The organism is Rossellomorea marisflavi, from assembly GCF_022170785.1.
GTDB lineage: Bacteria > Bacillota > Bacilli > Bacillales > Bacillaceae_B > Rossellomorea > Rossellomorea marisflavi_B.
In genome coordinates this window covers 3,651,827-3,677,758 of sequence record NZ_CP081870.1, presented here as the reverse complement: position 1 = coordinate 3,677,758, position 25,932 = coordinate 3,651,827, and the positions used below count along the sequence as shown (strand labels likewise).

The window sequence follows — 25,932 nt, the reverse complement described above, 5'->3', positions numbered from 1 at the left end:
AAGCCGTCCCGGTCATCCCGGGACGGCTTTCTTCAATGATGGGGTTTGAAGATGGATCGAAACTTGGTCATGGTGGTATCGTAAAAGACCGAATGCCGCGGGAGCTCATAAAGATGATCGGCTTGAGAAGCGTCACGCTCTTCCGTTGTGAATGCCATGCTGGTGCCGAGTTCCTTCAGGATCCTGATGGACTTGGGGGAATATTCCCCGTAAGGATAAGCAAAGGCAAGGCTCTCTCCCTTCAGGACCCCGATGCTTTTCGCAAGATCTTTTTTGATGGCATTTGCGTCTTCCGTGATCAAAAAGCTTTTCTCATCCTCCATGGAGGACCCTTTCCGATGATGGAAGTCAAACGTGTGACTATAATAGGAAAAGACGGTGCAGGCGGAGGAAAGTTCCTTCGTGCTGGCGTACTGGACATATTCCGGGGTGAAGGGACGGTCTTCCGCTGTGATCATACCTGCGATCAGGAAGCTTGCAGCCTGAAATCCGTACTTCTTCAAAATTGGATATGCCTCGGTCACGTTGTCTTTATATCCGTCGTCGAAGGTGATGACGACGCTCCTTTTGGGGATCTCCTGTTTGTTTACAAGGAATTCATGGAGCTCAGGAAGGGTAAGGGACGTGAAGCCTTCTTCTTTCAAAAACGCGATCTGTTTCTCGAATTCCTCCTTCGTGACGATCATCTGGTTTACCTTCCCGTCGATCATGTGCCGGGACGAGAGGTCGCTCTCCTCCACGATGCGGTGATAGGTGAGGATCGGGACCGTACCGTCAGTTCTCGTCCTTCCCGTGAACGTCCTGGATTCCTTCGCGCAGGCGTCGATCTGGATGTTGCTGTCTGCCGCTGCAGTCGTGACAGGCTCAGGGGGAAGAAGCTCGGTGAAGTAGAGGAAGATGCCTGCAAAGATACTGAAAAGAAGGGCTAGGAAGCCGGATGCGAAAAGGCTCTTCATCATCATGCCCGCTTCACTCCCTTCCAGCCTACCGTCCCGGTCCGTTCAAACTTATCCCATGACTGGGGCTGATGGAAGTAGGAGAGGGTGCCGTACACGACGAATACGAGGTTGATCATCCGGTACACGCCGATTTCCACAGGCAGGAAGCAGAGGATCCGGATGATGTCCCGTTTTGAAAACCGGATGCCGTGAAGCCTGCTGATATAGATCGTGATGATGCTTTGATACATGAAGAGCAGGACTGCTGTCAGCCCGAGCAACAGGAAAAGCGTCATCCCGTCATGGCGGAAGATGAAGACGACGGGTGCAGCAATCACGGTGAACGCATTCAGCGTGCCGATGATGAACTGGTCGACCAGGAAGAAAAGGGAGAATCTCCAGGAAAACCGGGTGAAATAGGAGGAGCGGTAGTGAATCAGGCAGTCGATGAACGCCTTTTGCCATCGGACCCGCTGCTTGAACATGGACTTCAATGTATCGGGGCACTCCGTGTAGCAGACGGCGGAAGGAACAAAGGCGATCCGCGAGCTGCGGCCATTCTCTTCGATCCACCGGTGCAGTTTCAGGGTGATATCCATATCTTCGCCAATCGTACTGCGGAAGCCTTGTATGTGGAATAGTGTCTCCCGGCGGAACGTGCCGAACGCCCCGGCGATGACCGTGATGGCGCCGACCGCTGCCTGTGCCCGCTTGTGGAGGAGAAAGGCGGTCAGATACTGAAGGAACTGATAGCGGATCACGTTCGGGATCGTAAATGTTGGCTTCAGATTCCCGATCTCACCTGAAAATGCCTGAGAAATCAAGACGTTGCCGCCGCAGGCGATGACCCTGTGATCCTGGAAGGCCGCGTTCATTTCCACTAACGCATCTTCCCCAAGGATACTATCGGCATCCAGGGTGACCACGAGCTCGTTACGACTGAAGGTGATGCCTGCATTCAGTGCATCGGCTTTCCCGCCATTCACTTTATCTAGCACATAGATCGAAGGATGGAGAGAGGAGCGGAAGACATTGATCACTTCTTTATGAAAGAGCCCGTCTTCACCAGGTCTGTGGTAGATATGGAGATCCAGTAATTCCTTCAGGACATTGAAGGTGGAATCGGTCGAGCCATCGTTCACGATGATCAGCTCCGCGTCCCGGTGGGCCTGATGCAAATAGCCGTGTATGCAATTCTCGATCACCCTCTCTTCATTATAAGCGGGAACGATGATGGAGAAGGAGTGCTGTCGGTTGATGGGGACCCGTTTCTTCTTTTCATTCTTGAACAGGGGGACCAGGATATAGACGGTTTGAAACAGGACGAAGGCGATAAAAAGTGTGAAGGTAATCAAGAGCAATAGCATATTCATTCCTCCCCGCGGTCTTGATAGACCCGCACATAGTCAATCAGGAATTCTTCATTAACATTCCCCGGCTCTGGATCCCCCGGCCATATTCCGCCGATGGCGGTATTCATATAAAGAAAGAGAGGGACATCCGGAGAGAAGGCTGTGGTTTCGAATACCACCTGACCGTCGAGCGTCCAAGAGATCTTGTCTTCATCCCAGATCATCCCGTACGTGTGGAAGTGCTCGTGAAAGGCTTCCTCCCCTGTATAGGTGAGGTAGTCCCGTTTTTGAACGCCTTTATCATCCTTCCAGTGAACGACGAAATAGAGGTTGTTCGGTTCCTGTCCGATATTCTCCACCACATCGATCTCGGGCAGCCAATCCTCCGATTCAGAGTTCACGAGCCAGAGAGCTGGAAATACTCCTTTTGAAGAAGGGAGTTTGGCCCGTATTTCCAATTTGCCGTATGTGAATTCAAATAAATCTTCCGTGGTCACAGCCCCTGACGTATAATCCCTTCCTTTAAAGCGCTCCGATTTCGAGGAAAGCACGAGGTATCCGTTTCGCGCCGTGACATTGTCGGGCGTGTAATACTGGAGCTCCTCGTTCTTATCTGAAGGCCAGTCCTGGATATTCCATTTCTCTCTCCAAGAGTCTCCACTGAATTCTTCTTCAAAGATCAGCATCCAATCATCCTGGGACTGGGAGCGCGGAGAAAGATCCCTCAGTTTAAACGGGAAGGACTCATCTGCCTGGATCTCAGCGTGATCCTTGGAGGTCACATCCGATGAAAGAGTGAGAATGAGACAGAGGAAGAGGAAACCGATGAGCACCTTCAATGAAATCACCTCAAGTTCTTAATAATGAACAATAAAAGAGTGAAATACCAGTGGTTCGCATGTCGAAGGGGATGGAATCTGGTTGATACAGTTGGGAAAAATAGTTCAGAGGTAAGGATGTCTGGTTCAAGCTCTTGATGATAGAGAGAAAGTTAGGGAGGGGTGTTCTTTATTAAGAACTATAGTAGCAGGTAATTTTCATCACGTAAAGAATCATTTTTTATTGAACCTTGTCATATAGTGTCGTTTTTTGTGTTTTATTATAAGTTTACTAGTTCTTTATAATGAAATATCCTATAGAAATAAGAGAATAGAAGAGAAATACGGAGGATTCCGACGGGTGGAAGGGATTTTCCAACTTTGACAGTAGAAGAAAGTATCACCAAAAGCCAAACTCATCCATTTACCGCCTTTATTAATGGTATGATAGGGTTATTACTAGTGAGAGAGCGTGCTGGAATGAAGGAGATTGACCAAAAGATGACTAGTCCCAGTGAAATGATGATAGATTTTTTGAAGCGGCATGAAAATGAAATGATCCAGAACTGGCTCGATGACATCGTGATTTCAGATACAGATAAGCATAAAGAAGAGGTTGAGCGTAATGCAAGACGGATGTTCCATCTTGTCATACGCGCGGTTGAAAGACCCCTCACAGAAGAAGAGATGCTTTTCCTCGCCAATAAAACCGCCCAGGAGCGGGTGGATGCCGACGTGAACATTAGTGAATTCGTGTACAACGTCAACATCGGTAAAAGTACGATCATCAAATGGCTGAATCACTCCTTTATGGAGCATGGGGGGTTCCAGCCAAAGCTCGACTTTGTGAATGAGCTGTTTGATCGATTTTCTTATCTGGCCGTGAGGCGGTATACGGAAATCAAAGATCAGGTGCTGAAGGAAAAGGAGCTCTATATCGACCAGACCCATAAAGAGCGCTTGACCATCCTCGGACAGATGAGCTCAAGCTTTGTCCACGAATTCAGGAATCCCCTGACCTCCATCGTCGGATTCATGAAGCTGTTGAGAAATGATTATCCTGATCTCCCATATATGGATATCATGCAGCATGAGCTCGATCAATTGAACTATCGCATCTCCCAGTTTCTCCATGTTTCCCGTAAGGAGCTCATCGAAAGCAAGCAAGAGCGGATGAGCCTCATGAGCCTTCTGGAAGAGCTGATAGAATTTCTCTATCCGACCCTCCTGGACGGGGATGTGTCCATTCAGAGCCACTGTTCGCCGGATGTGATGATAGTGGGGAATAAGGACGAAATCAGACAGGTATTCCTGAATCTGATCATGAATTCCATCGATGCCCTTCAGGAAGTGCAAGGCTACCGCCATATCAATGTGAGCTGCGAAATGCTGGAGGATGATGTGGTGGTCACCTTCTGCAATAACGGGCCACGGATCGAGGAAGAGAAAATCGAAGCGATCTTCGAGCCTTTCTTCACGACGAAGGATCTCGGTACAGGCATCGGCCTCTACATTTGTAGAAAGCTTGTGGAGAAGCATAATGGTACCCTCACCTGTCGTTCCACCGATGAGAAGACGACTTTTACTATACGCATCCCAGTTGAATCCACTGTTTTTCAACCATGACCGACCGGCTGATGCCGGTTCTTTTTTTTGTTCTGAAAAAAGTTTACGGTGCAGGTACCCTTAAACGCTCCCAAACCCTATATAAAGGGTGAAGGGGGTGATAAACATGGCAGCGATCGACTTAAAGGATACACGCATCCGATTCCAGTTTTACAAAGGGCTTGATGGTGACGGCAAACCGGTTTTCGAGTACAAGTCCTACAGCTACATCAACGGATCTGCATCTGCAGATGACGTCAACAGCACCGCTGATTCATTGGCGGGTCTTTCGGAAAAGACGCTTTCCAATGTGGAAGTGGTCAAACGATTCGACGTGAACGCGTAATGCAGGGTGAATCATGAAAAGAGGAGGAGAAAAGAATGGCAAAAGCATTGGAATTGATTTTCAGGAATGAAATGGGCAAGCTGGCAACGATTTCGGTCATCGGGCCGAAAGAGCCGGTGGATCCAGCCGCGGTGAAGGCCGCCATGGAGAATCTGATTGCAAAGGATGTTTTCGGAAGTTCAGGCGGCTCACTCGTTTCCATCGAAGGCGCACGCATCGTGGAACGAAATGTAACAGATTACGAACTGATCTAATGGGAAAGGGGAGTGTGTCAATTGACACACTCCCCTTTTTTGAATTGAATCGTTCAGCTTTTTTGGATGGCAGCTTCCGTCGTCGAGGCCGCCTTATCCAAGTATGAAACGGATGCACTTAGAAGGACTTTGGCTGCATTCATCATGGCATCCTCATCGATATCGAACTTCGGGTGATGATGCGGGTAGATGGCATTCTTCTCCGGATTGCCTGCACCTGTGAAGAAGAAGGTGCCCGGTACTTCGTTCAAGTAGTGGGAGAAATCTTCCCCGCCCATCATCGGTTCAAGCTCGAATACGTCGTCTCCGAAAAGGTCCTGGGCACATGAAACGAGGTGAGCCGTTTCGGCGATATGATTGATGACAGCCGGATACCCTTTGTCGTACTTGAATTCGTAAGAAGCGCCGCTTCCGGAGCAGAGAGCGTTCAGGAATGTTTCCATCTCCTTGATGATGAATTCCTGTGTGCCTTCATCGAACGTCCGTACCGTCCCGACGATTGAAGCACGGTCGGCAATGATATTGAAGGCATCTCCTGCGTGGAAAGAACCGACGGTGATGACCGCGGGGGACAATGGGTTGATGCGCCTGCTCACGATCTGCTGCAGCCACTGGATGTAGTTCGTACCGAGCATGATGCTGTCCACCGTCTCATGGGGAGATGCACCGTGTCCGCCTTTCCCTTGGATGGTCACCTCGAATTTATCGGCCGCGGCCATGATCGGTCCCGCATTATAGCCGATCTTCCCGACAGGGATCGTACTCCATAAATGGGTTCCGAAAATGGCATCGACGCCGTCCAGGCATCCGTCTTCGATCATGGGCTTGGCTCCGCCAGGGGCGACTTCCTCTCCGAATTGATGGATGAGGACCACGTTCCCCTTTAAATGCTCCCGGTTTTGCTGGAGTACCTTGGCCGTGATCAGAAGAGTGGCTGTGTGCGCATCGTGACCGCATGCGTGCATGGCACCATCAACCTTTGACCGGTACGGTACATCCTTTTCATCGTGCAGGGGAAGGGCGTCGAAGTCTGCTCGGAGGGCCACCGTCTTACCCGGCAGACCGCCCTTGATTGTACCGACGACACCGTTCCCGCCAACGCCGGTCCGCACCTCGATGCCGAGCTCGCTCAGGTAGTTTGCGATGTATTCCGGCGTGTGGACTTCCTGGAAAGAGAGTTCGGGACGTTCGTGCAGATAGCGGCGAATCGAGATCATTTCCTGTGCGTGCTGTTCAAGCTGACTGAGTAGTTGATCCATGAAAAAACCCCTTTTCAATATGTAGTGAATAATAGTATAAATAGTTTGAATAATAGGTAAAATCATATCAAAGATTTCAAGGGTTGTGGGATGATTTTGGAAAAAGATCGAATGTAACCGATTAAATCTGAAAATTTGTATAATTGCACAAAAATTGAGCTTCTATTTTGTGGGATATCACATGGCATTTTTGATTCACTCCTATATAATCGGTCATAATACAAATTTTCAGAAAACAACAGGAGTGATCAGATGGAATCGGTTCGAAAGACGAATCAAAAGATGGACAGGACAAAAAAGAACTGGTTTGGTAAAATGCTGGACATTGTGGAGAAAACGGGGAATAAGCTCCCGGACCCCGTCACCTTATTTATCATTTTCGCCTTCATTGTCATTATCGTATCGTACATAGGCTCTGCAGCAGGGTGGAAGGCCATCCATCCGTCCACCGGTGAAGAAGTCACCGTGGTCAGTCTCCTTTCGGCAGAAGGACTGCAGCGGATGATGACCAATATGGTCAAAAACTTCGCCGATTTCCCGCCACTCGGGGTGGTGCTTGTCACCATGATCGGGGTAGGTGTCGCAGAAGGAGTCGGGCTTATTTCAGCGCTTCTGAAAAAAGTCGTGTACTCCACCTCGCCTAAACTGATCACCATCAGTATCGTCTTCTCGGGAATACTTGCCAATATAGCGGGGGACGCCGGATTCATCGTCCTTCCTCCGATTGCTGCCATGGTGTTTGCGAGCGTCGGACGGCACCCGATCGCCGGAATGGTGGCTGCTTATGCTTCAGTGGCAGGGGGATTCAGTGCCAATCTCATCGTCAACATGCTTGACGCCCTTTTGGCAGGCTTCACGGAGTCATCGGCTCACATCATCGACAAGGATTTTGTCGCAAATCCCGCCATGAACTGGTACTTCCTCATGGCTTCCTGCATCATCATCATTCCTGTTGCCGTTTGGGTGACGGAAAGAATTGTCGAACCGCGCCTGCCTGCTTACACAGGTCCTCAGATGAAAATGGACAAGCTGTCGGCCCTTGAGACCAGGGGCTTAAAGTGGGCAGGAGTCACAACGCTTCTGTTCCTCGCCCTCGTCGCCTGGACGATCGTGCCGGAAAACGGCGCCCTCAGGGGGGAGAATGGTTCCATCATCATTTCTCCGTTCATGAACTCCCTCGTACCACTGATCATGGGCTTGTTCCTCCTTCCGGCAGTGGTCTACGGCTTCATCACGAAAGAGCTGCGCAACGATAAGGATGTGGCGCAGGCGATGGCCACATCCATGGGGACCATGGGGATGTATATCGTCCTCGCCTTCTTCTCGGCACAGTTCATCACCTATTTCAACTGGAGCAATCTAGGTGTCATCCTTGCCATCAAAGGGGCTGGTGTCCTGGAAGGCCTTGGACTTGAAGGGCTGCCCCTCATCCTCGGATTCATCGTCATCACGGCCTTCCTCAATCTTTTCATCGGAAGCGCTTCGGCGAAATGGGCCATCCTCGGACCTGTATTCGTCCCGATGTTCATGATCCTCGGCTTCGACCCGGCCATGACGCAGCTCGCCTATCGGATCGGCGATTCCATCACGAACCCGATCACGCCGATGTTCGCCTACTTTGCCATCCTGCTCGCCTTGGCGAAGAAATACGATAAGAACCTTGGACTCGGCTCACTCATATCGGTGATGCTACCGTATACGATCTTCTTCGCCGTCTCATGGATATTATTCTTTGTCCTTTGGTATTATCTCGGCCTGCCCCTCGGCCCTGGATCGGGAATTTTCTTGAAATGAAACAAATTAAAAACCCGACTTCACATGCCTTATCGCAGGCAAGTGAAGTCGGGTTTTACTATGACTAAAACTCGGTTGTCCCAGGCTCTGTTTTTAGTTTGAATAGGAGGGTGTTCCGGATTCCATATGCCTCTATCCTCTACATCCCCCCATTTGACATCATCGTTCGAAAGACTCGTTTAGTAAAAGTTTTACTAAAATAAATTGACGCTTTTACCCGACTTCCTTTATGATACAAATGAAAGCGATTTCTATTGTGCGTGAAAGCGGGGGATCAGGGTGGAATTACTGAACGATTTTCAACGTGTGTTTGGGTCGGATGCAGACCGAATGTTCTTTGCTCCGGGCCGGGTCAATTTGATAGGTGAACATACGGATTATAACGGAGGGCATGTGTTTCCTTGTGCCATCAGTCTCGGGACATATGTGGCAGTTAAGAAACGGGAAGACCGGCTGGTCAGGGTCCATTCTTTGAACTTTTCAGAAGAAGGGATCATTACGTTTTCCGTTGATGACCTCAATTACGTCAAAAGCGATGGATGGGCCAATTATCCAAAAGGGATGATGGCGTCCCTTGTACAGGATGGGCATCGATTGGAATCAGGGATCGATCTCTTATTCTACGGGAATTTGCCCAACGGGGCGGGGCTTTCGTCTTCAGCATCCCTTGAGCTCGTGACGGGAGTGGCTTTGCAGGAGTTGTTTCACCTCGATGCGGACCGGATCCGGTTGGTGCAGCTGGGGATGAAGACGGAGAACGACTTTATCGGTGTGAACAGTGGAATCATGGATCAGTTTGCCATCGGCATGGGAAAGGAAGGTTACGGGATCCTTCTGGATGTCCGGTCCCTTGAACATGAATATGCTCCATTGCCCTTTGATGGGCACAGCCTCGTCATCATGAATACGAATAAGCGCCGGGAGCTTGCTTCATCCAAATATAATGAGCGCCGGTTGGAGTGTGAAAAGGCATTGTCTTACCTGCAGCGTGTTGTCGGGATCGAGACACTCGGGGATTTGAGCCTTGCTGAGTTCGAGAAGTATGAGCAGGCCATACCAGATGCCGTCCTGAAAAAAAGGGCCAGGCATGCAGTGTCTGAAAATGTCCGCACGGTGAAGGCATTCCATCTGTTGAACCAGCATCGGTTAGGGGAATTCGGAGAGCTGATGAATGCATCCCATGTCTCCCTTAAAGAAGACTACGATGTGACGGGGAGTGAGCTGGATGTCCTTGTAGAGGCTGCATGGAGACAACCGGGTGTACTCGGGGCCAGGATGACAGGTGCTGGGTTCGGCGGGTGTGCCATTGCCCTCGTAGAGAATGCCCATGTGCAGGCATTTGCCTCGTCGGTAAGTGATGAATACAAGAGAGTGATAGGCTATGAGGCATCATTTTTCACAGCGGAAAGCGCAGATGGCGCCAAAGAATGGAAAGGAAGGGTGATCGTATGAGCATCTTGGTACTGGGAGGAGCGGGGTACGTCGGGTCCCATGCCGTTCAGGCATTGGTGGAAAGAGGATATGACACGGCAGTCGTGGATAACCTCGTAACGGGTCATCGCGAGGCGATAAACGAGAAAGCGAGATTCTATGAGGGGGATATAAGGGATCAGCCGTTTTTGGCATCGGTGTTTGAACAGGAAGATGTAGAGGCGGTCATTCATTTCGCTGCGTCTTCACTGGTAGGAGAATCCGTGTCCGAACCCCTGAAATACTGGGATAATAACGTGTCCGGTACTCGGGTCGTCCTGGATGTGATGAAGGAGGCGGACGTGAAGCATATCGTGTTCTCGTCGACGGCTGCAACGTACGGTGAGCCCGAGCAAGTGCCGATCACAGAGGATATGCCGGAGCGACCGACGAATCCGTATGGCGAAACGAAGCTGGCCATGGAAAAACTCATGCGCTGGTGTGATGAAGCGTACGGAATCCGCTATGTTTCCCTGCGCTACTTCAATGTAGCGGGAGCAGGTGGTTCGATCGGGGAGGATCATGAACCCGAGACGCATTTGATCCCTCTCGTATTAAAGACGGCCCTCGGGCAGCGGGAGAGCATCTCGATTTTCGGGAACGATTATGACACTCCTGATGGCACATGCATCAGGGATTATGTGCATGTCGAAGATCTCATCGATGCCCATCTTCTTGCGATCAATTACCTACAAGAAGGCAAGGAGAGCGGAATTTTCAACCTCGGGAGCAGTCAGGGATTTTCCGTCAAGGAGATCATCGAAACGTCCAGGCAGGTGACGGGACAACAGATCCAGGAAAAGATTGCTCCAAGACGGAAGGGAGATCCTGCAAGGCTGATTGCTTCATCTGATAAAGCACGGTCTATACTTGGATGGACGCCAACGAGGACGACCATCGAACGAATCATCTCAGACGCATGGGAATGGCATAAGGGCCATCCCCGTGGATACAACGATCAGAAAGGTGCTGATCGTTCATGAGGATCAATCGCCTGCTCCATTCCCTCGTTCACAAGGGGTTTTTAGCGGGACTCATAAGGGAAGAAGATATGATATACGTCCGGAACCGGCTCCTGGCCGTCCTGGATCAGGATTCCTATGAAGAAACAGGTGGAATGGATGTGGAGATGGATATCCCTGATCTGCTTTCAGCCATTGCGTTGGAAGCCCTGAATCTCGGGATCATTAAGGCGGGAGAAGAAGAGGTGCTGACGGCTGAGCTGATGGACTGCTTCATGCCGAAGCCGTCTGAAGTGAATGGTCAATTCCGCACCCTCTACGCGGAAGATCCGATCCGGGCGACGGACTATTTCTATAACCTGAGCCGCTTGAGCAATTACATCCAGACCAAACGCATTGCCCAAAATGTCCATTACAAGGTGGATAGCCTTTACGGCGAACTCGACATCACCATCAATCTGTCGAAGCCGGAGAAGGACCCTGCCCAAATCGCAAGGGAGCGGCTGCTGCCGAAGCACGATCACCGTTATCCCGTGTGCCTTCTCTGTGTAGAGAATGAAGGGTACAAAGGGAGATGGGATCATCCAGGAAGAGCGCATCACCGCATGATCAGGCTCGGTCTTGGTGGAGAGGACTGGATGCTACAGTATTCACCGTATGTGTATTATGACGAGCATTGCATCATCCTCTCGGAGGAGCACCGACCGATGGAGATCAACCGCGAGGGCTTTGGGAGGCTCCTGGATTTCGTGGAGCAATTCCCGCATTATTTTGCGGGATCCAATGCCGACTTGCCGATAGTGGGAGGATCGATCCTTTCCCATGACCATTACCAGGGTGGACGCTATGAATTTGCCATGGCAAGAGCCGGGGAAGAGGTGACTTGTCCCCTGACATCCCATCCGTCCGTCCGTGCCGCCATTGTAAAGTGGCCCATGTCGGTCGTGAGGCTGAGCGCGGATGAAGCGGGACCGCTCCTCGATGCGGCAGATGACATCTTGCAGGGATGGAGGGCTTATAGTGACCCTTCCGCAGGCGTCTTCGCATCCACAGAAGGAGAACCTCATAATACCATCACTCCCATTGCCAGGAAGCGGGATGGGCGATATGAGCTTGATCTCGTCCTCCGCAACAATCGGAGAAGTGACGAGCACCCCTTCGGCATCTTTCATCCCCACGAAGACGTCCACCATATCAAAAAAGAAAACATCGGCCTGATCGAGGTGATGGGGCTGGCCGTCCTCCCGGCACGTCTGAAAACAGAGCTCTCACTGGTGGAGAATGCCCTTCATGGAGACGTGGAAGAGGCTCCTGTCCATCACCGGGAATGGGTGAGGGAGATCCGCGAAAAGCGCAGTGAAGAGATTACCCCAGACACTTCATCATCGATCGTCAGGGATGAACTGGGTAAGAAGTTCTCCCGGGTGCTGGAAGATGCGGGGGTATTCAAACGGACAGAGGAAGGGATGGAAGCATTCAGGCGGTTCATGGCTCAATTTGAATAAGGTGGGATACGCATGATGAAGAGAGAAGTTGGAGAACACAAAGGAGAGACGGTATTCGAATACACGCTTGAAAATGCCACGGGTCTGAAGGTATCCATCCTGACCTATGGTGGCATCATCTCATCGATCATGATTCCGGACCGTTTAGGGTATCTCGCAAATGTCGTACTGTCCTATGATTCCCTTGAAGGATACCAAAGTGATGAGTATTGTATCGGGGCAATGATTGGCCGGGTGGCCGGTCGCCTGTCCGCTGCCCGGTATTCGTATGAGGGCCACGAAGTCCTACTTGATCGCAATGAAGGAGAGAATCATCTACACGGAGGATGGAACGGCCTTAATCAAAAGGTGTGGTCGATGAAAGAAGTAACGGAGGATTCGTTGACATTGGGGGTCGCATGTGAGGACGGGGAAGGCGGTTACCCCGGAAGCGTCATGATCCAGGTAACCTACACCCTTTCCGACAAGGATGAACTCACCCTTTCCTATTCGGCCATCCCGGATCAAGATACCCCGATCAATCTCACCAATCACAGCTATTTCAACCTGAGTGGGGATCCCCGCGTGGATGTTACCGATCATGACCTGCAGCTTAAGTCACGGCGATATCTTGAGCTTGATGATGAACAGCTTCCCACGGGGGCTATCCTTCCCTTGTCACAAGGAGGCTTCCGGTTTGAAGGACCGATCTCGGAAAACAGGACCGACATTGATCATCCTTTCCTTCTGGAAGGACACTTCAGTGAAGAAATCTCTTTGCATCATCCCGCTTCTGGGAGGAAACTGGTCATTGAAACGGATCAGCCTGCCGTCATTGTCTATACGGGTGCCGGACTGGAAGGTGCTCAGCTGGCAGGTGGAAAGGCCAGCAGCCATCCAGGGATTGCCCTTGAAACCCAAGGCTATCCCGATGCCCCGAACCATTCCGATTTCCCATCGATTATGGTCAGGGCGGGAGAAGAATATCGGGCGAAGACGACGTATCAATTCCTGGTCCAGGATTAAATGGAGAGTGTGCCGTGATGGCGCGCTCTTTTTTTGAGCCGGAAATGTTTTTAACATATACTGGAGGGGAAGGGGATAAAGAAAGCATTTACATAACGGGAGGGATTAGGTGATCAGTCAAACAAGGAAGATCGTTCAAAAATCATTGGATGCACTGCTTGAAGATGAATCATTTTTACCGGGGGTGAAGGATGAATCGAGGAAGAAGGCGTTCAGCTCGCTGACTTCGATCCTTTCGACCCCCAATCATATACATAAGTCCTTTTTGAGGATCGCCCTCGAAAATGGACGTGTGGAAAGGATCCCGGCGTTCCGGGTACAGCATAACAATGCCCTCGGTCCTTATAAAGGCGGGATCCGCTTCCATGAATCCGTCAATGAGGAGGAAGTGGAGAACCTCGCTTCCCTCATGACTTTGAAGAATGCCCTCCATGACGTGCCGTTCGGCGGAGGGAAAGGGGGGATCCTCCTCGATCCGAGGGACTACTCCGAGAAGGAGCTTCATCTGATTTCCAAAAAGTATGTCCAATACTTCAGTGATGTCCTCGGTCCCGACAAAGACATCCCGGCGCCCGACATGGGATCTGGGGAACGGGAGATGGACTGGATGATGGCGGAATACAAGAGCATCCGTCCCGGGCATCCCTACAGGGGAAGTTTCTCTGGCAAAAGCGTCGTGAACGGTGGCTCCCTCGGCAGGAGGGAAGCAACCGGAAAGGGAGTGTTCTTCTCACTCAAGTACCTCCTCCACGATTTCATGAAGGATAAGAAAAGCTTCCTGACGAAAAACGATGGCGTATTCGCCAAAAATCTCTTGAAGCTAGAGGACCGCCCCTTGAAGGTGGCCGTCCAGGGATTCGGGAATGTGGGGTCGGTCGCTGCCCTCGAAGCGCATCAGTCCACCCACCTGTCCATCAAGGTGGTGGCCGTCAGTGACCGGAATGTGATGCTCTACAATGAAGACGGACTCGACATACCGGGTCTCATCGAATACGCCCAGAAGAACCGCGGCGATCTGCCCGATACAGAGGTGGCCCTGGGAGAAGCAGAGGTGAAAGCCGAGGTCCACGACCGGGACGACGTGCTCTATCTCGAGCTGGATGCGCTGATCCTGGCCGCGCTGGAAGACCAGATCCATAAGGATAATGTGGAGAAAGTGAAGGCGAATATCATCGTGGAAGGAGCGAATGCCCCGATTGAGTCGGAGGCCGACGCTTCTCTCAATGACCGCGGCGTCATCGTCATCCCGGATATCTTGGCGAATGCCGGCGGGGTGATCGTCTCGTACTTCGAGTGGCTGCAGGGGCGGGAGACGCAGTTTTATTCGGAGGAAGAAGTATTCAAGATGCTGTATGAAAAGATGACGCATACGTTCGATACGGTGCTGCCGATGTTCTTCGGTGATCCGTTCTCGTTGCGGCAGAATTGTTATATTCATTCTGTGATGAAGTTATCCACTGTGCTGTATCGGCAGGGGAAGTTGTACTGATGGAGAAGAGAGCCCTTTGGTTGAGGGCTCTTTTTGTTTTGGGGTGGAGAGAGAGGGTGAGTAGTTTTGTCTACGGGGCATCCTTTATTGAAATAGAAATGGAGGGAGTGGAAAGATGTGTCCGTTCCGTTTCGCTGCGGCCGTCCGCTTTCCGAGGGGAGTGGTTCGAGCTTCCTCGTGCCTGCGGGATCTCTCCCGCACTCTATTCCCTTCGGAGTCGGTCGGTCTTTGCTGCCCTGCACTTTTTGGTGGAGAAAGGGTGAGTGATTCTGGTCGCATGTTCACCACGCCTTGTTTTAATTGAAAAATGTGGAGAAGAGATGTGTCCGTTCCGTTCCGCTGCGGCCGTCCGCTTTCCGAGGGGAGTGGTTCGAGCTTCCTCGTACCTGCGGGATCTCTCCCGCACTCTATTCCCTACGGAGTCGGCCGGCCTTCGCTGCCCTGCACTTTTTGGTGAGGGTAAGGCGAGTGATTCTCGTCGCATCTTAATTAAAAAAGTAGAGAAGAGATGAGCATATTCCGTTTCACTGAACTATGAGGTAAGTATAGGGTTAGTAATTTTGTACGCATTCATCTCTCCCTTTTTATATGCATAATATGTATTTTAGTAAATTAATAGGTTATCCCTCAAACTTTTTTCAGTTGGACAAGTTGAACAAGCTGTTTGCTCTCCACCCGAAAGGTCTTTCCCCATCTAGAATGCAGACCATCGTTCCAACCAAGAGTGCATTGAAGCGGAGGCGGCTCGACTCCTGCGGAAAAAGAGGCAAGGTTGAGACCCTGCAGGCGCAGCCGAAGCGGCTCAACTGCCTCCCGCTGGAAAGCGAGCCGCCGTAGCGGAAAGGAAGGTCCATATCAGCAATCGCAACTACATTCGATGCTAAACTCACCGTAAATGATTCAACCTCCCCCAAGCATCTCCATTCTCTATTAATCTTTAATCAATCAAGGGCTTGTACCGAATACATAAGAGATTTATTCCCCCCAACCAAGAGTGCATTGAAGCGGAGGGGACTCGACTCCTGCGGGAAAAGAGGCAAGGTTGAGACCCTGGAGGCGCAGCCGAAGCGGCGCAACTGCCTCCCGCTGGAAAGCGAGCCGCCGTAGCGGAAAGGAACGTCCATATCAGCAATCGCAACTACATTCAATGCTAAACTCTCCGTAGATGAATCAACCTCCCCCAAGCATCTCCATCCTCTATTAATCTTTAATCAATCAAGGGCTTGTACCGAATACATAAGAGATTTATTTCCCCACCCAACCAAGAGTGCATTGAAGCGTAGGTGACTCGACTCCTGCGGGAATAGAGGCAAGGTTGAGACCCTGGAGGCGCAGCCGAAGCGGCTCAACTGCCTCCCCGCCGAAAAGCGAGTCGCCGGAGCGGAAAGGAACGTCCATATCAGCAATCGAAACTAAAAACCTCCATAAATATTGGGTTACTCGACGGTCTATTTTCACAAAGTAAAAAACTATTAAAATTTTTAGTAAAAAATTTCTTGACCTGCCTGAAATAGTTTACTAAAATCAAAAGTAAGATGTAAACGCTTACTAGAAGTTTTTCAGCTTAGTAATAACCTTTAACACATACCGAAACAAAAAGGGGATGAAGAGGATGAAAAAGTTAGTCGTATTGATGGGGATCATCGCGACCCTGATCATTGCCGGATGCAGCTCCAATAGCAGCGGCGGAGATGGAAAAGACAAAGACGGCAAAGTGACCCTCACAGCCTGGGCGTGGAACGTGAACGTCGGGGCATTGAACGAAGCCATCAAAACGTATGAAAAAGAAAATCCAGATGTGAAATTGAAAGTCGAGGATATCGGACGCCTTGACGTATATGACAAACTCTCAACCGGTCTTGCAGCCGGCGGTGTCGGCCTGCCGGACATCGTGCTCGTTGAAGATGACCGGATCCACGGATATGTGGAAGCGTTCCCGGATGGATTCGTGAACCTTTCCGAAAAAGGATTCAAAGACCATGAAGATAAATTCCCATCCTTCAAGAATGACCTTGCCCAAGTAGACGGCGATTACTACGCCATGCCATTCGATGCCGGTCCTTCAGGAATGTTCTACCGCAGAAGCGTTTTTGAAGAAGCGGGCGTGAAAGCCGAAGACATCGAGACATGGGATGACTTCCTTGAAGCAGGTAAAATCATCAAGGATAAAACAGGGGTAGCTGCTATGCCGCTTGATATGTTCAAGGATGATCCGACGTTCCGGATGATGCTGAACCAGCAGGGTGCATTCTACTTTGATGAAAAAGGCAATATTGACCTGACGAATCCGAAAGCCGTGAAGGCGATGGAAATTCAGAAGAAGTTTGCCGATGCCGACTTAATCAAAAATGTGGATGGATGGAACGGAACGGTTTCTGCCACGGCTGACGGCTCGGTCGCGACGATTCCATTCGGTGCTTGGTACTATGGAACAATCGTGGATCAGGCGAAAGATACAAGTGGAGACTGGGGTGTGTTCCCGCTTCCTGCCATTGAAGAGGGTGGCAATCGTGCAGCGAACCTTGGCGGCGGTGGCTGGATGATTCCTGCTTCCTCTAAAAATGCCGATGCTGCTTACAAGTTCATGGAGTTCTTCTCCACGGATACCGATACACAGATCATGGCCATGGAAGATTACGGTCTGTTCCCTTCCTTGAATACAGCCTATGATTCTGAAGTGTTCACTGAAGGCGTCGATTTCTTCGGAGGTCAGGAAATCTGGTCATTGTTCGCAGATGAGATGAAGGATATCCCGACTGCGTACTATACAAAGGATTATTCCCTGGCGCTGGATGAAGCAATCAAAGCACAGGCTGATATGTTCAATGGCACCAAAGCAGATAAGGCCCTCGAAGATGCGGCCAAACGATTGAAGGACCGTACGAAGCGGGATATCAATAACTGACGATTCACGATGATGAGAGAGATAGAGCCAGGATCACTCCGGGACCTCGTGTCTCTCTCTTTTTTTATTGAATCATAGAGAGAAGGTTGATGTATGAAGACGAAAGCCTATATTCCCTACTTATTTGTCGCACCGGCACTTGTGCTGTTCAGTGTGTTCATGCTGTATCCGATCATCTCGTCCCTGATCATGAGTTTTCAATCGGGACAGGGGGCGAATCTTGCCTTTGTCGGCATTGATAACTACAAGCGGCTCATGTCGGATGAAATCTTCCATAAAGCATTGAAGAATACGTTCATCCTCCTGATCATTCAGGTACCGATCATGGTACTGCTCGCCCTCATTTTATCTTCCATTCTTAATTCCGCACTGCTCAGGATGAAAGGGTTCTTCCGGGTCACATTCTTCCTGCCTGCGGTCACCTCGCTGGTTGCCTATTCCATCATCTTCTCCATCATGCTCATGAACGATGGGGTCATCAACCAGGTGCTGGCAGCCGTCGGACTTGATGCCATTCCGTGGCTGAACGATCCATTCTGGGCGAAGGCTTCCCTGATCCTTGCCATGACGTGGAGATGGGTCGGGTACAATATGGTCATTTATCTTGCAGGGCTCCAAAACATCCCTGAAGAGATGTATGAAGCAGCGAGTATGGACGGGGCATCGAAGGTCCGACAGTTCTTCTCCATCACCATCCCGCAGCTGAAGCCGGTCATCCTGTTCACCGTCGTCCTGTCGACGATCGGGACCCTGCAGTTATTCGATGAGCCGTTCGTGCTCACGAAAGGCGGACCGAGTGATGCGACGCTGACGATCGGAATGTACCTGTATCAAACCGGTTTCCGGTACTTCGACTTCGGCTATGCCTCAACGATTGCCTACGTCATCGTGGTGCTCATCGCCATCATGACATTCATCCAATTTAAAGTAACGGGGGATCAAGAATGAGAAAATCCATCGGTAAAAAAATCACCATGTATGTTGTCCTTGCCATCGGTGCCTTGATTTCCCTCTTTCCGTTCTACTGGGCGGCCATCGGGGCGACGAACGAGAGCGGAAAGCTGTTCTCGAAGCCTCCTGTCCTGATTCCGGGCTCGAAGCTAGTAGAAAACGTCAAGAACCTGAATGAAGCAATCGACATCGGACGGGTCATGTTCAATTCCTTGTTCGTAGCGATAATCTACACCGTCCTCAGCCTCCTGATCTGTTCCATGGCCGCTTATGCGTTTGCCAAGTTCCGTTTCAGGGGACGAAACATCATCTTTGGTATCTTCCTGCTATCCATGATGGTGCCTTATCACGCGACGATCATCCCGCTCTTCAAGATGATGGCGAACTTCGGCTGGCTTGATACGTATCAGGCATTGATCCTGCCGAACCTTGCGTATCCATTCGCCATCTTCCTCATGAGGCAGAATATGCTGGCGTTCCCGAATTCGTTGATCGAGGCGGCGCGTATCGACGGATCAGGTGAATGGAAGATCTTCTTCCGGATCGTCATGCCGTCCATGAAGCCAGCTCTTGCCGCAACGGCGATCTTCCTGTTCCTGTATCAGTGGAACAGCTTCCTGTGGCCGTTGATTGCACTATCATCGAATGAAATGTACACATTCCCGGTTGCCCTGTCCTCTCTATTCGGTCTATCGAGGATCGACTACGGTCAGGTCATGTCGGGTGTCACCATCGCTACCATTCCGATCATCATCTTCTTCCTCGCCCTCCAGCGCCAGTTCATTTCAGGCATGCTCGGCAGCGCGGTGAAATAAAGGAGGCCATTTGAGTGCCGATCTTTGTCAATAAAGAAACCAACCAGTTCCACCTCCAGGGGAAGAACGTCAGCTATATCTTCACCATCTTGAAAAACGGTCATCCCGGACATCTCTATTACGGTAAAAAAATCCGCCATCGGGATGACTTCTCCCGACTGCTTCAGCTTCCGTCTGAACCCCTTGGAAACATGTGCTTCCCCTATGAGGGGGATCAGCTCTTTTCCTTGGAGTTCTTAAAACAGGAATTTCCCGTGTACGGAACATCCGACTTCCGGGAACCTGCCGTCGTGGTGAAGCATGCAAACGGTAGCCGTACGTCCGGATTTGTCTATCAATCTCACAGAATCGAAAAAGGGAAGCCTTCCTTGGAGGGTCTGCCGGGGGTGTATACGCATTCCGATGAGGAAGCGGAGACCCTTATCATAACCTTGCATGACGGGGTGGCCGATGTTGGGCTGGAGCTTCTCTATACCGTGTTCCATGAACGCGATGCCGTAATCCGCAGCTCCCGGATTGTGAACCGGGGAGAAGAGCCCATCACGGTAGAGCGGTTGCTGAGTGCGTCTGTTGATTTTCCGGATCAAGACTATGACTTCCTTCATTTGAACGGGGCATGGATCCGGGAAGGACATGTGGAGAAGACGGGCTTGAGGAAAGGGCTGCAGTCCATCGACAGCAAAAAGGGTGTATCAAGCTCCAAGCATAATCCGTTCTTTGCCCTTTGCTCTAAAGCGTCGACGGAAGATGCAGGAGAGGTCTACGGGTTCAGCCTTGTCTACAGCGGGAACTTCTTTGGTGGCGTCGAAGTCGATGCCCATGATGTGTCACGTGCCATGATCGGCATCAATCCGTTCGGCTTTGAGTGGCGGTTGGGAAAGGATGAGAGCCTGCAGTCGCCGGAAGCGGTCATGGTCTACTCTGACCAGGGCCTTGGAGGAATGAGCGGTTCGTTCCATGAGCTCTATCGCACCCGCTTGGCGAGAGGGGAGTGGCGTGATCGTGAGCGTCCGGTCCTGATCAATAACTGGGAAGCAACATATTTCGATTTCCATCAGGATAAACTCCTCGACATTGCCGGGGAGGCAGCGGATCTCGGTATTGAACTGTTCGTCCTCGATGACGGGTGGTTTGAAGGACGGGATCATGATACATCCTCCCTTGGTGACTGGACGCCGGATAAGAGGAAACTGCCTCAAGGACTGAAGGGTCTACGGGACAGGATGCCTGCAAAGCAGGGATTTGGCATCTGGGTGGAGCCTGAAATGATTTCAGTGAAGAGTTCCCTATATGAAGAACACCCCGATTGGGTCCTTGGAGTGGAGGATCGACCTCTGTCCCATGGGCGCAATCAGTTCATCCTCGATCTTACCCGGGATGAAGTGGTCGAGCATTTGTATCGCGTACTCAGCGATGTGTTCAGCTCGGCGAATATCATGTATGTGAAATGGGATATGAACCGGAATATGACGGAAGTCGCTTCCAGGGAACACCTCCAGGGAGAGGTGGCCCACCGCTACGTATTGGGGTTGTACGCCCTTTTGGAACGATTGACGAAGGCGTTCCCGCATATTCTGTTTGAATCCTGTGCAAGTGGTGGCAACCGGTTCGATCCAGGGATGCTTCATTACATGCCCCAGACGTGGACGAGTGACAATACTGACGCTGTGGAACGATTGAAGATCCAATGGGGGACATCGCTCGTCTATCCCCTTTCTTCCATGGGGGCCCATGTGTCCAATTCACCGAACCACCAGACAGGGCGCTCGACTCCAATCGAGACGCGATTTCATACGGCCATGTTCGGGGCCTTCGGCTACGAGCTCGATGCAACGGCTCTTACCGACGAGGAGAAAGCGGCGGTACGGGAGCAGGTCAACTTCTTCAAAGCCAATCGCAGGCTCATTCAATTCGGCTCGTTCCACCGCCTTAAAAGCCCGTTTGAAGGAAGTGATGCGGCCTGGATGGTATCCGATGGCAACGAAGCGATTCTTGCCTTTTACAGGGTACTTGCGAAGCCGAATCCTTCTCTCATCCGCGTGCGCATGCGGGGACTTGACCCCGATAGCCTTTATGAGCTGAAGGGAAGCGGGACCCGCTACTATGGGGATGAGCTGATGAGTGTCGGCTTCCTGATTCCCCCGTTCTTCAGCGGGACTGTGAGGACCGAGAATACCGTAATGACAGGAGATTTTCAATCGGTGATCTGGAAGTTTGAAAAAGTGGGGGATGCACGATGAAGAAACTGACCGATGTATTTGGAGGAACGGAAGAGGGTGTCCGTACATTCTTCGCGCCTGGCAGGGTGAACCTGATTGGTGAGCATACGGATTATACAGGCGGCCTTGTTCTGCCTTGCGCCCTCGGTGTGGGTACCTATGTGTCAGCCAGGGAAAATGGAACCGACTTGATCCGCCTTTTTTCCGAGAACTTTCCTGAAGCGGGAATCATTGAAGTGCCGGTCTATCACCTCGCATATGATCCGGAAGATGGCTGGGCGAACTACCCGAAGGGCATCTTTCACCATCTCCTTCAAGGGGAAGCGCGTGGGATGGATCTGTACTATCAGGGGAATATCCCCAATGGTGCCGGCTTATCTTCTTCAGCCTCCATTGAGATTGCCACTGCGATCTTGGTGGATGAGTGGTACGGCCTAGGGCACTCCACGCTTGATCTGGTCTTGATCAGTCAGGAAGTGGAGAACCGGTATATCGGGGTGAACTGTGGAATCATGGATCAGTTTGCCGTCGGGTTCGGGAAAGAACATCGGGGCATCCTCTTAGACTGCGGCAGCCTGAAGTATGACTACATTCCTTTGCCCCTTGAAGGCATCTCCATCGTGATTGCCAATTCGAATGTACGACGTGAGCTCGCAGGTTCTGCTTATAATGAGCGGCGGAAGACATGCGAGGATGCCCTTACGAAGCTCGAAGGGATTGCGTCCCTGGGGGAGCTGACGCCGGACGACTTTGCCAGGATGGTGCCGAGGTTATCCGATGAGGAAGCAAGACGTGTCCGTCATGTGGTGACGGAAAACGACCGTACACGCCGGGGGGCAGAGCTTCTGCAAAACGGAGATATTTATGGGTTCGGACAGTTGATGAAGGAGTCCCATGAATCTCTGCGGGTCGATTATGAGGTGACAGGCGATGCCCTTGATACTCTGGTCGATGCCGCCTGGGAGCATCATGGAACAATTGGAGCGCGCATGACGGGTGCGGGATTCGGTGGGTGCACCGTGAATCTGGTGGCTGAAACCGCCGTCCCGTCCTTTATTCAGGAAGTAGGAAGTGCCTACCAGAGCTCGACAGGCAGGAACGCCAGTTTTTATGTAGTGAAAGCTGGAGCGGGAGCAAGTGAAGTCACCCCGACCAGGTAACGATAGAATGGAGGAAACGATATGTATTTGGGAGTAGATTATTATCCGGAGCATTGGCCGAAAGACATGATGGATGAAGACCTTGATGGCATCAAAGAAATGGGATCCACCATGATCAGGATCGGCGAATTTGCTTGGCATCTCATGGAGAGCAGGGAAGGGGAATTTGACTTTTCCTTCTTTGATGAAGTGATATCGAAGGCAAAGGAGCGGGATCTGTCCGTCATGTTCGGGACACCGACGGCGACGTTCCCGGCGTGGCTCGCGAAGAAGCATCCGTCCATCTTGTCAAAGGATGAGAGGGGGCTCACGAGGAGCTTCGGGGGGAGAAGGCAGTATTGCTTTAATTCCAAGGATTATTGGACCTACAGCTCGCGCATCACTGAGGAGCTCGTGAAGCATTACAGCAAGGAGCCTGGCATTACCGTCTGGCAGATCGACAATGAGTTCGGTCACGAAGGCAGTGATCAGTGCTACTGCGGGCAGTGTCATGAAGGGTTCCAGACATTCCTTGAGGATAAATACAAGACCGTCGACGAGCTCAATGAGCGCTGGGGCACGATTTTCTGGGGGCAGACGTATAACGGATTCGACGAAATCCCGATGCCGACCCCGACAGTCACGACGCACAACCCATCCTTGAAGCTCGATTGGGCAAAATTCCGTTCGTTCTCCGTGAATCGCTATGCGAAAGAAATGGTGAGGATCGTCAGGGAATTCAAAGGCGATCATCAGCTTGTCACGACGAATGTGTCGGGAGGGTTCTTTGATAAGTGGTTCGATCACCCTGAGCATGCCCGGGAGCTTGATGTCGTTTCGTACGATAACTATCCGGTGTGGGGTGGTCTGACGGAACCGATTTCGCCGGCAGAAGTGGCTATGAACCATGACTTCAACCGTGGTCTCCTCGGAAAGAACTATTGGATCGTGGAGGAACTCATGGGGGCGCAGGGACATGACGTCATCGGGTATCTGCCACGCCCGAATCAGGCGAAGATGTGGTCCTACCAGGCCTTTGCACACGGTTGTACCGATCTTCTGTACTTCCGGTGGAGGGGGATGACCAAAGGAGCAGAGCAGTTCTGCTTCGGGGTCGTGGACCATGATAACCACCGGGGACGCAAGTATAAGGAAGTCCAGTCCCTCTTCTCTGAGATCAAGTCTCACGAAGAGCTGTTGAATGCTCCGATCCAAGCCGATGTCGCCGTCCTTTACAGCTATGCCAACATCTGGTCATGGCGCTCACAGATCCAGAGCTCGGGCTTCGACTTCACGAAAGAACTGACGCGGATGTATCAAGCGTTCTACGACTGGAACACCGCTATCGATGTGATCCCTGTCGACCGGTCGTTTGATTCGTATAAAGTACTGGTCGTGCCTGTGATGCAGATGATGGATTCTAAGCTGTCTGACAGATTGCGGACGTTTGCCGATAACGGCGGGACGATCCTCTTCTCCTTCAGGACGGGACTAAGGGATGAGGACAATAACATCCGTCTCGGGGAAGCCCTGCCTGGTATGGTGAACGACCTGTGCGGTATCCGCATCCACGAAACCGAGGCCCTTGCCGACGGGCAGGAATTGACCGTCAAAGGTGAGGGGACCGGGACGGTCACGGTATGGCGTGACCTCATTACACCAGACACGGCCGAGGTTCTCTACCGCTATCAGGATCCATTCTACGAAGAAAAAGCCGCCGTTACACGGAACACCTATGGGAAAGGGCAGGTGTATTACATCGGTGGAGGGCTTGACCAAGAATCATTGAAGGAAATCGGAAAGAGCGTCATCGACCGCCACGGAATCTGGTCCATGGACACCGAACCAGGGGTCGAAGTGTATAAGCGTACGCTGGATGGCAAGGACCATCTGTTCCTGCTGAACCATACGGGAGACGAAAAAATCGTCGGTAACCATACGCTTGCACCTTATGCCAGCACCATTGTGGAATGGAAATAACTCAGAGAATGAAGTGTGTGATGCCCGCTTCTTCGCTATAATAGAAATGAATGCATGAACCAGAAGGAGGAAGTGGGATGGCCACTTTGAAGGATATTGCAAAAAAGGCAGGTGTCTCACTTGCTACGGTCTCCAGGGTCCTGAACTATGATGAAACGCTCTCTGTTGCCGATGAAACAAAGAAGCGGGTCTTCCAGATCGCCCAGGATATGAACTACAAAACGCTCCGCAACCGGAAGGACCCCCAGCAGATGAAGGAACGCATGTTGTTCGGCCTGGTCTACTGGTACTCCGAGCAGCAAGAGATGGCGGATCCGTATTATATGGCGATCCGGTCAGGCGTTGAACGGGAGTGTCAGGAGAGGAATATCGACCTCATCAAACTGTTCAAGAACGGGGACGATCTTGATCCATCTCGCCTTGAAGGACTGGACGGCATCATTGCCGTCGGAAAATACAGCCAGGAGGAAATCGATTTGTTCGAAGGCGCCGCCCGTCATCTCGTTCTGGTCGATTACTCACCTAGTGATGATTATGACTGTGTGGTTGTGGACTTCAGGAAGGCGATGAATGAAGTCCTTGATTACCTTTCATCCCTCGGTCACGAAGACATTGGATACATAGGTGGACAGGAGTTCGTCACGAAAGACCAGCCGATCCGTGATGAGCGTGAATGCTCGTTCTATCAGTATCAGGCCCTCCGGGGAATGTATCATCCGGAATTCACGTGGACGAAAGGGAATTTCACCTCGGAAGACGGCTACCGCCTCATGAAAGAAGCCTTGGAGGGAGAGAGGCTTCCCACCGCCTTCTTCATCGCCTCCGACTCCATGGCGATCGGGGCGATCCGGGCCCTCCATGAAGCCGGGTATCAGGTGCCGGAGCAGGTATCGATTGTCGGTTTCAACGACATCGCCACCTCCAAATTCCTGCAGCCGTCCCTCACCACGGTGAAAGTGTACACGGAATTCATGGGTGAATCCGCTGTCGAGCTTCTTCTGGATCAGATCCAATCCAAGCGGGAGCTCGCCAAAAAGGTTGTTGTCCCGAATCACTTGGTGAAGAGGGAGAGCTGTGCGGAAAGAAGGTAAGACTGGACACCTGCGAGGCTATTGCAACAGCCTCG

Annotated in this window: 20 protein-coding genes; 16 read left to right on the top strand and 4 right to left on the bottom strand. The window is 51.3% G+C overall.

The window, feature by feature from the left end; translation table 11 throughout:
- Positions 1 to 32 precede the first annotated feature (32 nt).
- The 3 genes from K6T23_RS19120 to K6T23_RS19110 are packed head-to-tail and all read right to left on the bottom strand — an operon-like array spanning position 33 to position 3,123.
- A complete protein-coding gene (locus K6T23_RS19120; RefSeq protein WP_238282685.1) occupies positions 33 to 962 on the bottom strand; it encodes a polysaccharide deacetylase family protein in 930 nt (309 codons plus the stop codon).
- The gene (locus tag K6T23_RS19115; RefSeq protein ID WP_238282683.1) at positions 959 to 2,293 is read right to left on the bottom strand and encodes a glycosyltransferase family 2 protein; all 1,335 of its coding nucleotides are present in this window, start codon (positions 2,291 to 2,293) and stop codon (positions 959 to 961) included. Before K6T23_RS19115 ends, K6T23_RS19120 begins: the two co-directional genes overlap by 4 nt.
- A 14-nt stretch (positions 2,294 to 2,307) precedes the next feature.
- On the bottom strand, positions 2,308 to 3,123 hold the full coding sequence (locus K6T23_RS19110) for a glycoside hydrolase family 16 protein (protein WP_238284476.1): 816 nt from the start codon (positions 3,121 to 3,123) through the stop codon (positions 2,308 to 2,310).
- A 504-nt stretch (positions 3,124 to 3,627) separates the two neighbouring features.
- Here K6T23_RS19110 and K6T23_RS19105 point away from each other — a divergent pair.
- The 3 genes from K6T23_RS19105 (at position 3,628) to K6T23_RS19095 (ending at position 5,313) form a co-directional block, all read left to right on the top strand.
- Positions 3,628 to 4,734, top strand: coding sequence for a histidine kinase N-terminal domain-containing protein (locus tag K6T23_RS19105; protein ID WP_238282681.1), 1,107 nt, complete (start codon positions 3,628 to 3,630; stop codon positions 4,732 to 4,734).
- 106 nt (positions 4,735 to 4,840) lie between these two features.
- Positions 4,841 to 5,059, top strand: a complete 219-nt coding sequence (locus tag K6T23_RS19100) for a DUF1659 domain-containing protein (protein ID WP_142129411.1) — start codon at positions 4,841 to 4,843, stop codon at positions 5,057 to 5,059.
- A 35-nt stretch (positions 5,060 to 5,094) separates the two neighbouring features.
- Complete coding sequence (locus K6T23_RS19095) at positions 5,095 to 5,313, top strand: DUF2922 domain-containing protein (protein ID WP_238282679.1); 219 nt, start codon at positions 5,095 to 5,097, stop codon at positions 5,311 to 5,313.
- Between the two features lie 53 nt (positions 5,314 to 5,366).
- Here the strand turns inward: K6T23_RS19095 and K6T23_RS19090 are convergent, their stop codons facing one another.
- Positions 5,367 to 6,572: a M20 family metallopeptidase gene (locus K6T23_RS19090; RefSeq protein ID WP_238282677.1), complete on the bottom strand. Its 1,206-nt coding sequence runs from the start codon at positions 6,570 to 6,572 to the stop codon at positions 5,367 to 5,369.
- A 252-nt stretch (positions 6,573 to 6,824) separates the two neighbouring features.
- Here K6T23_RS19090 and K6T23_RS19085 point away from each other — a divergent pair, with 252 nt between their 5' ends.
- The 13 genes from K6T23_RS19085 to K6T23_RS19025 all read left to right on the top strand — a co-directional run bounded on the left by K6T23_RS19085 (position 6,825) and on the right by K6T23_RS19025 (position 25,897).
- The gene (locus K6T23_RS19085) at positions 6,825 to 8,366 is read left to right on the top strand and encodes an AbgT family transporter (RefSeq protein WP_273546588.1); all 1,542 of its coding nucleotides are present in this window, start codon (positions 6,825 to 6,827) and stop codon (positions 8,364 to 8,366) included.
- Between the two features lie 273 nt (positions 8,367 to 8,639).
- Positions 8,640 to 9,818 (top strand): galactokinase, encoded by a 1,179-nt coding sequence (locus K6T23_RS19080; protein ID WP_273546629.1) that lies wholly within the window; start codon positions 8,640 to 8,642, stop codon positions 9,816 to 9,818.
- Entirely contained in the window at positions 9,815 to 10,819 is a 1,005-nt protein-coding gene (gene galE, locus K6T23_RS19075) for a UDP-glucose 4-epimerase GalE (protein WP_238282675.1), read from the top strand. Before K6T23_RS19080 ends, galE begins: the two co-directional genes overlap by 4 nt.
- Positions 10,816 to 12,303: a UDP-glucose--hexose-1-phosphate uridylyltransferase gene (gene galT / locus K6T23_RS19070; protein WP_238282673.1), complete on the top strand. Its 1,488-nt coding sequence runs from the start codon at positions 10,816 to 10,818 to the stop codon at positions 12,301 to 12,303. The genes galE and galT overlap by 4 nt, the downstream gene beginning before the upstream one ends.
- A 12-nt stretch (positions 12,304 to 12,315) precedes the next feature.
- Complete coding sequence (locus K6T23_RS19065) at positions 12,316 to 13,308, top strand: aldose epimerase family protein (protein WP_238282671.1); 993 nt, start codon at positions 12,316 to 12,318, stop codon at positions 13,306 to 13,308.
- Positions 13,309 to 13,417: 109 nt separating this feature from the next.
- A complete protein-coding gene (locus tag K6T23_RS19060; RefSeq protein ID WP_238282669.1) occupies positions 13,418 to 14,797 on the top strand; it encodes a Glu/Leu/Phe/Val family dehydrogenase in 1,380 nt (459 codons plus the stop codon).
- A gap of 1,612 nt (positions 14,798 to 16,409) precedes the next feature.
- On the top strand, positions 16,410 to 17,702 hold the full coding sequence (locus K6T23_RS19055; protein WP_238282667.1) for an ABC transporter substrate-binding protein: 1,293 nt from the start codon (positions 16,410 to 16,412) through the stop codon (positions 17,700 to 17,702).
- A 93-nt stretch (positions 17,703 to 17,795) separates the two neighbouring features.
- Positions 17,796 to 18,650: a carbohydrate ABC transporter permease gene (locus K6T23_RS19050; protein ID WP_048006566.1), complete on the top strand. Its 855-nt coding sequence runs from the start codon at positions 17,796 to 17,798 to the stop codon at positions 18,648 to 18,650.
- Positions 18,647 to 19,468, top strand: coding sequence for a carbohydrate ABC transporter permease (locus tag K6T23_RS19045; RefSeq protein WP_079515442.1), 822 nt, complete (start codon positions 18,647 to 18,649; stop codon positions 19,466 to 19,468). Before K6T23_RS19050 ends, K6T23_RS19045 begins: the two co-directional genes overlap by 4 nt.
- Before the next feature lie 14 nt (positions 19,469 to 19,482).
- On the top strand, positions 19,483 to 21,708 hold the full coding sequence (locus K6T23_RS19040) for an alpha-galactosidase (protein ID WP_238282665.1): 2,226 nt from the start codon (positions 19,483 to 19,485) through the stop codon (positions 21,706 to 21,708).
- Entirely contained in the window at positions 21,705 to 22,847 is a 1,143-nt protein-coding gene (locus K6T23_RS19035) for a galactokinase (RefSeq protein WP_056540124.1), read from the top strand. The genes K6T23_RS19040 and K6T23_RS19035 overlap by 4 nt, the downstream gene beginning before the upstream one ends.
- 21 nt (positions 22,848 to 22,868) lie before the next feature.
- Entirely contained in the window at positions 22,869 to 24,806 is a 1,938-nt protein-coding gene (locus K6T23_RS19030) for a beta-galactosidase (protein ID WP_238282663.1), read from the top strand.
- Between the two features lie 77 nt (positions 24,807 to 24,883).
- Positions 24,884 to 25,897, top strand: coding sequence for a LacI family DNA-binding transcriptional regulator (locus K6T23_RS19025; protein WP_056540132.1), 1,014 nt, complete (start codon positions 24,884 to 24,886; stop codon positions 25,895 to 25,897).
- The last annotated feature ends 35 nt before the right edge of the window (positions 25,898 to 25,932 follow it).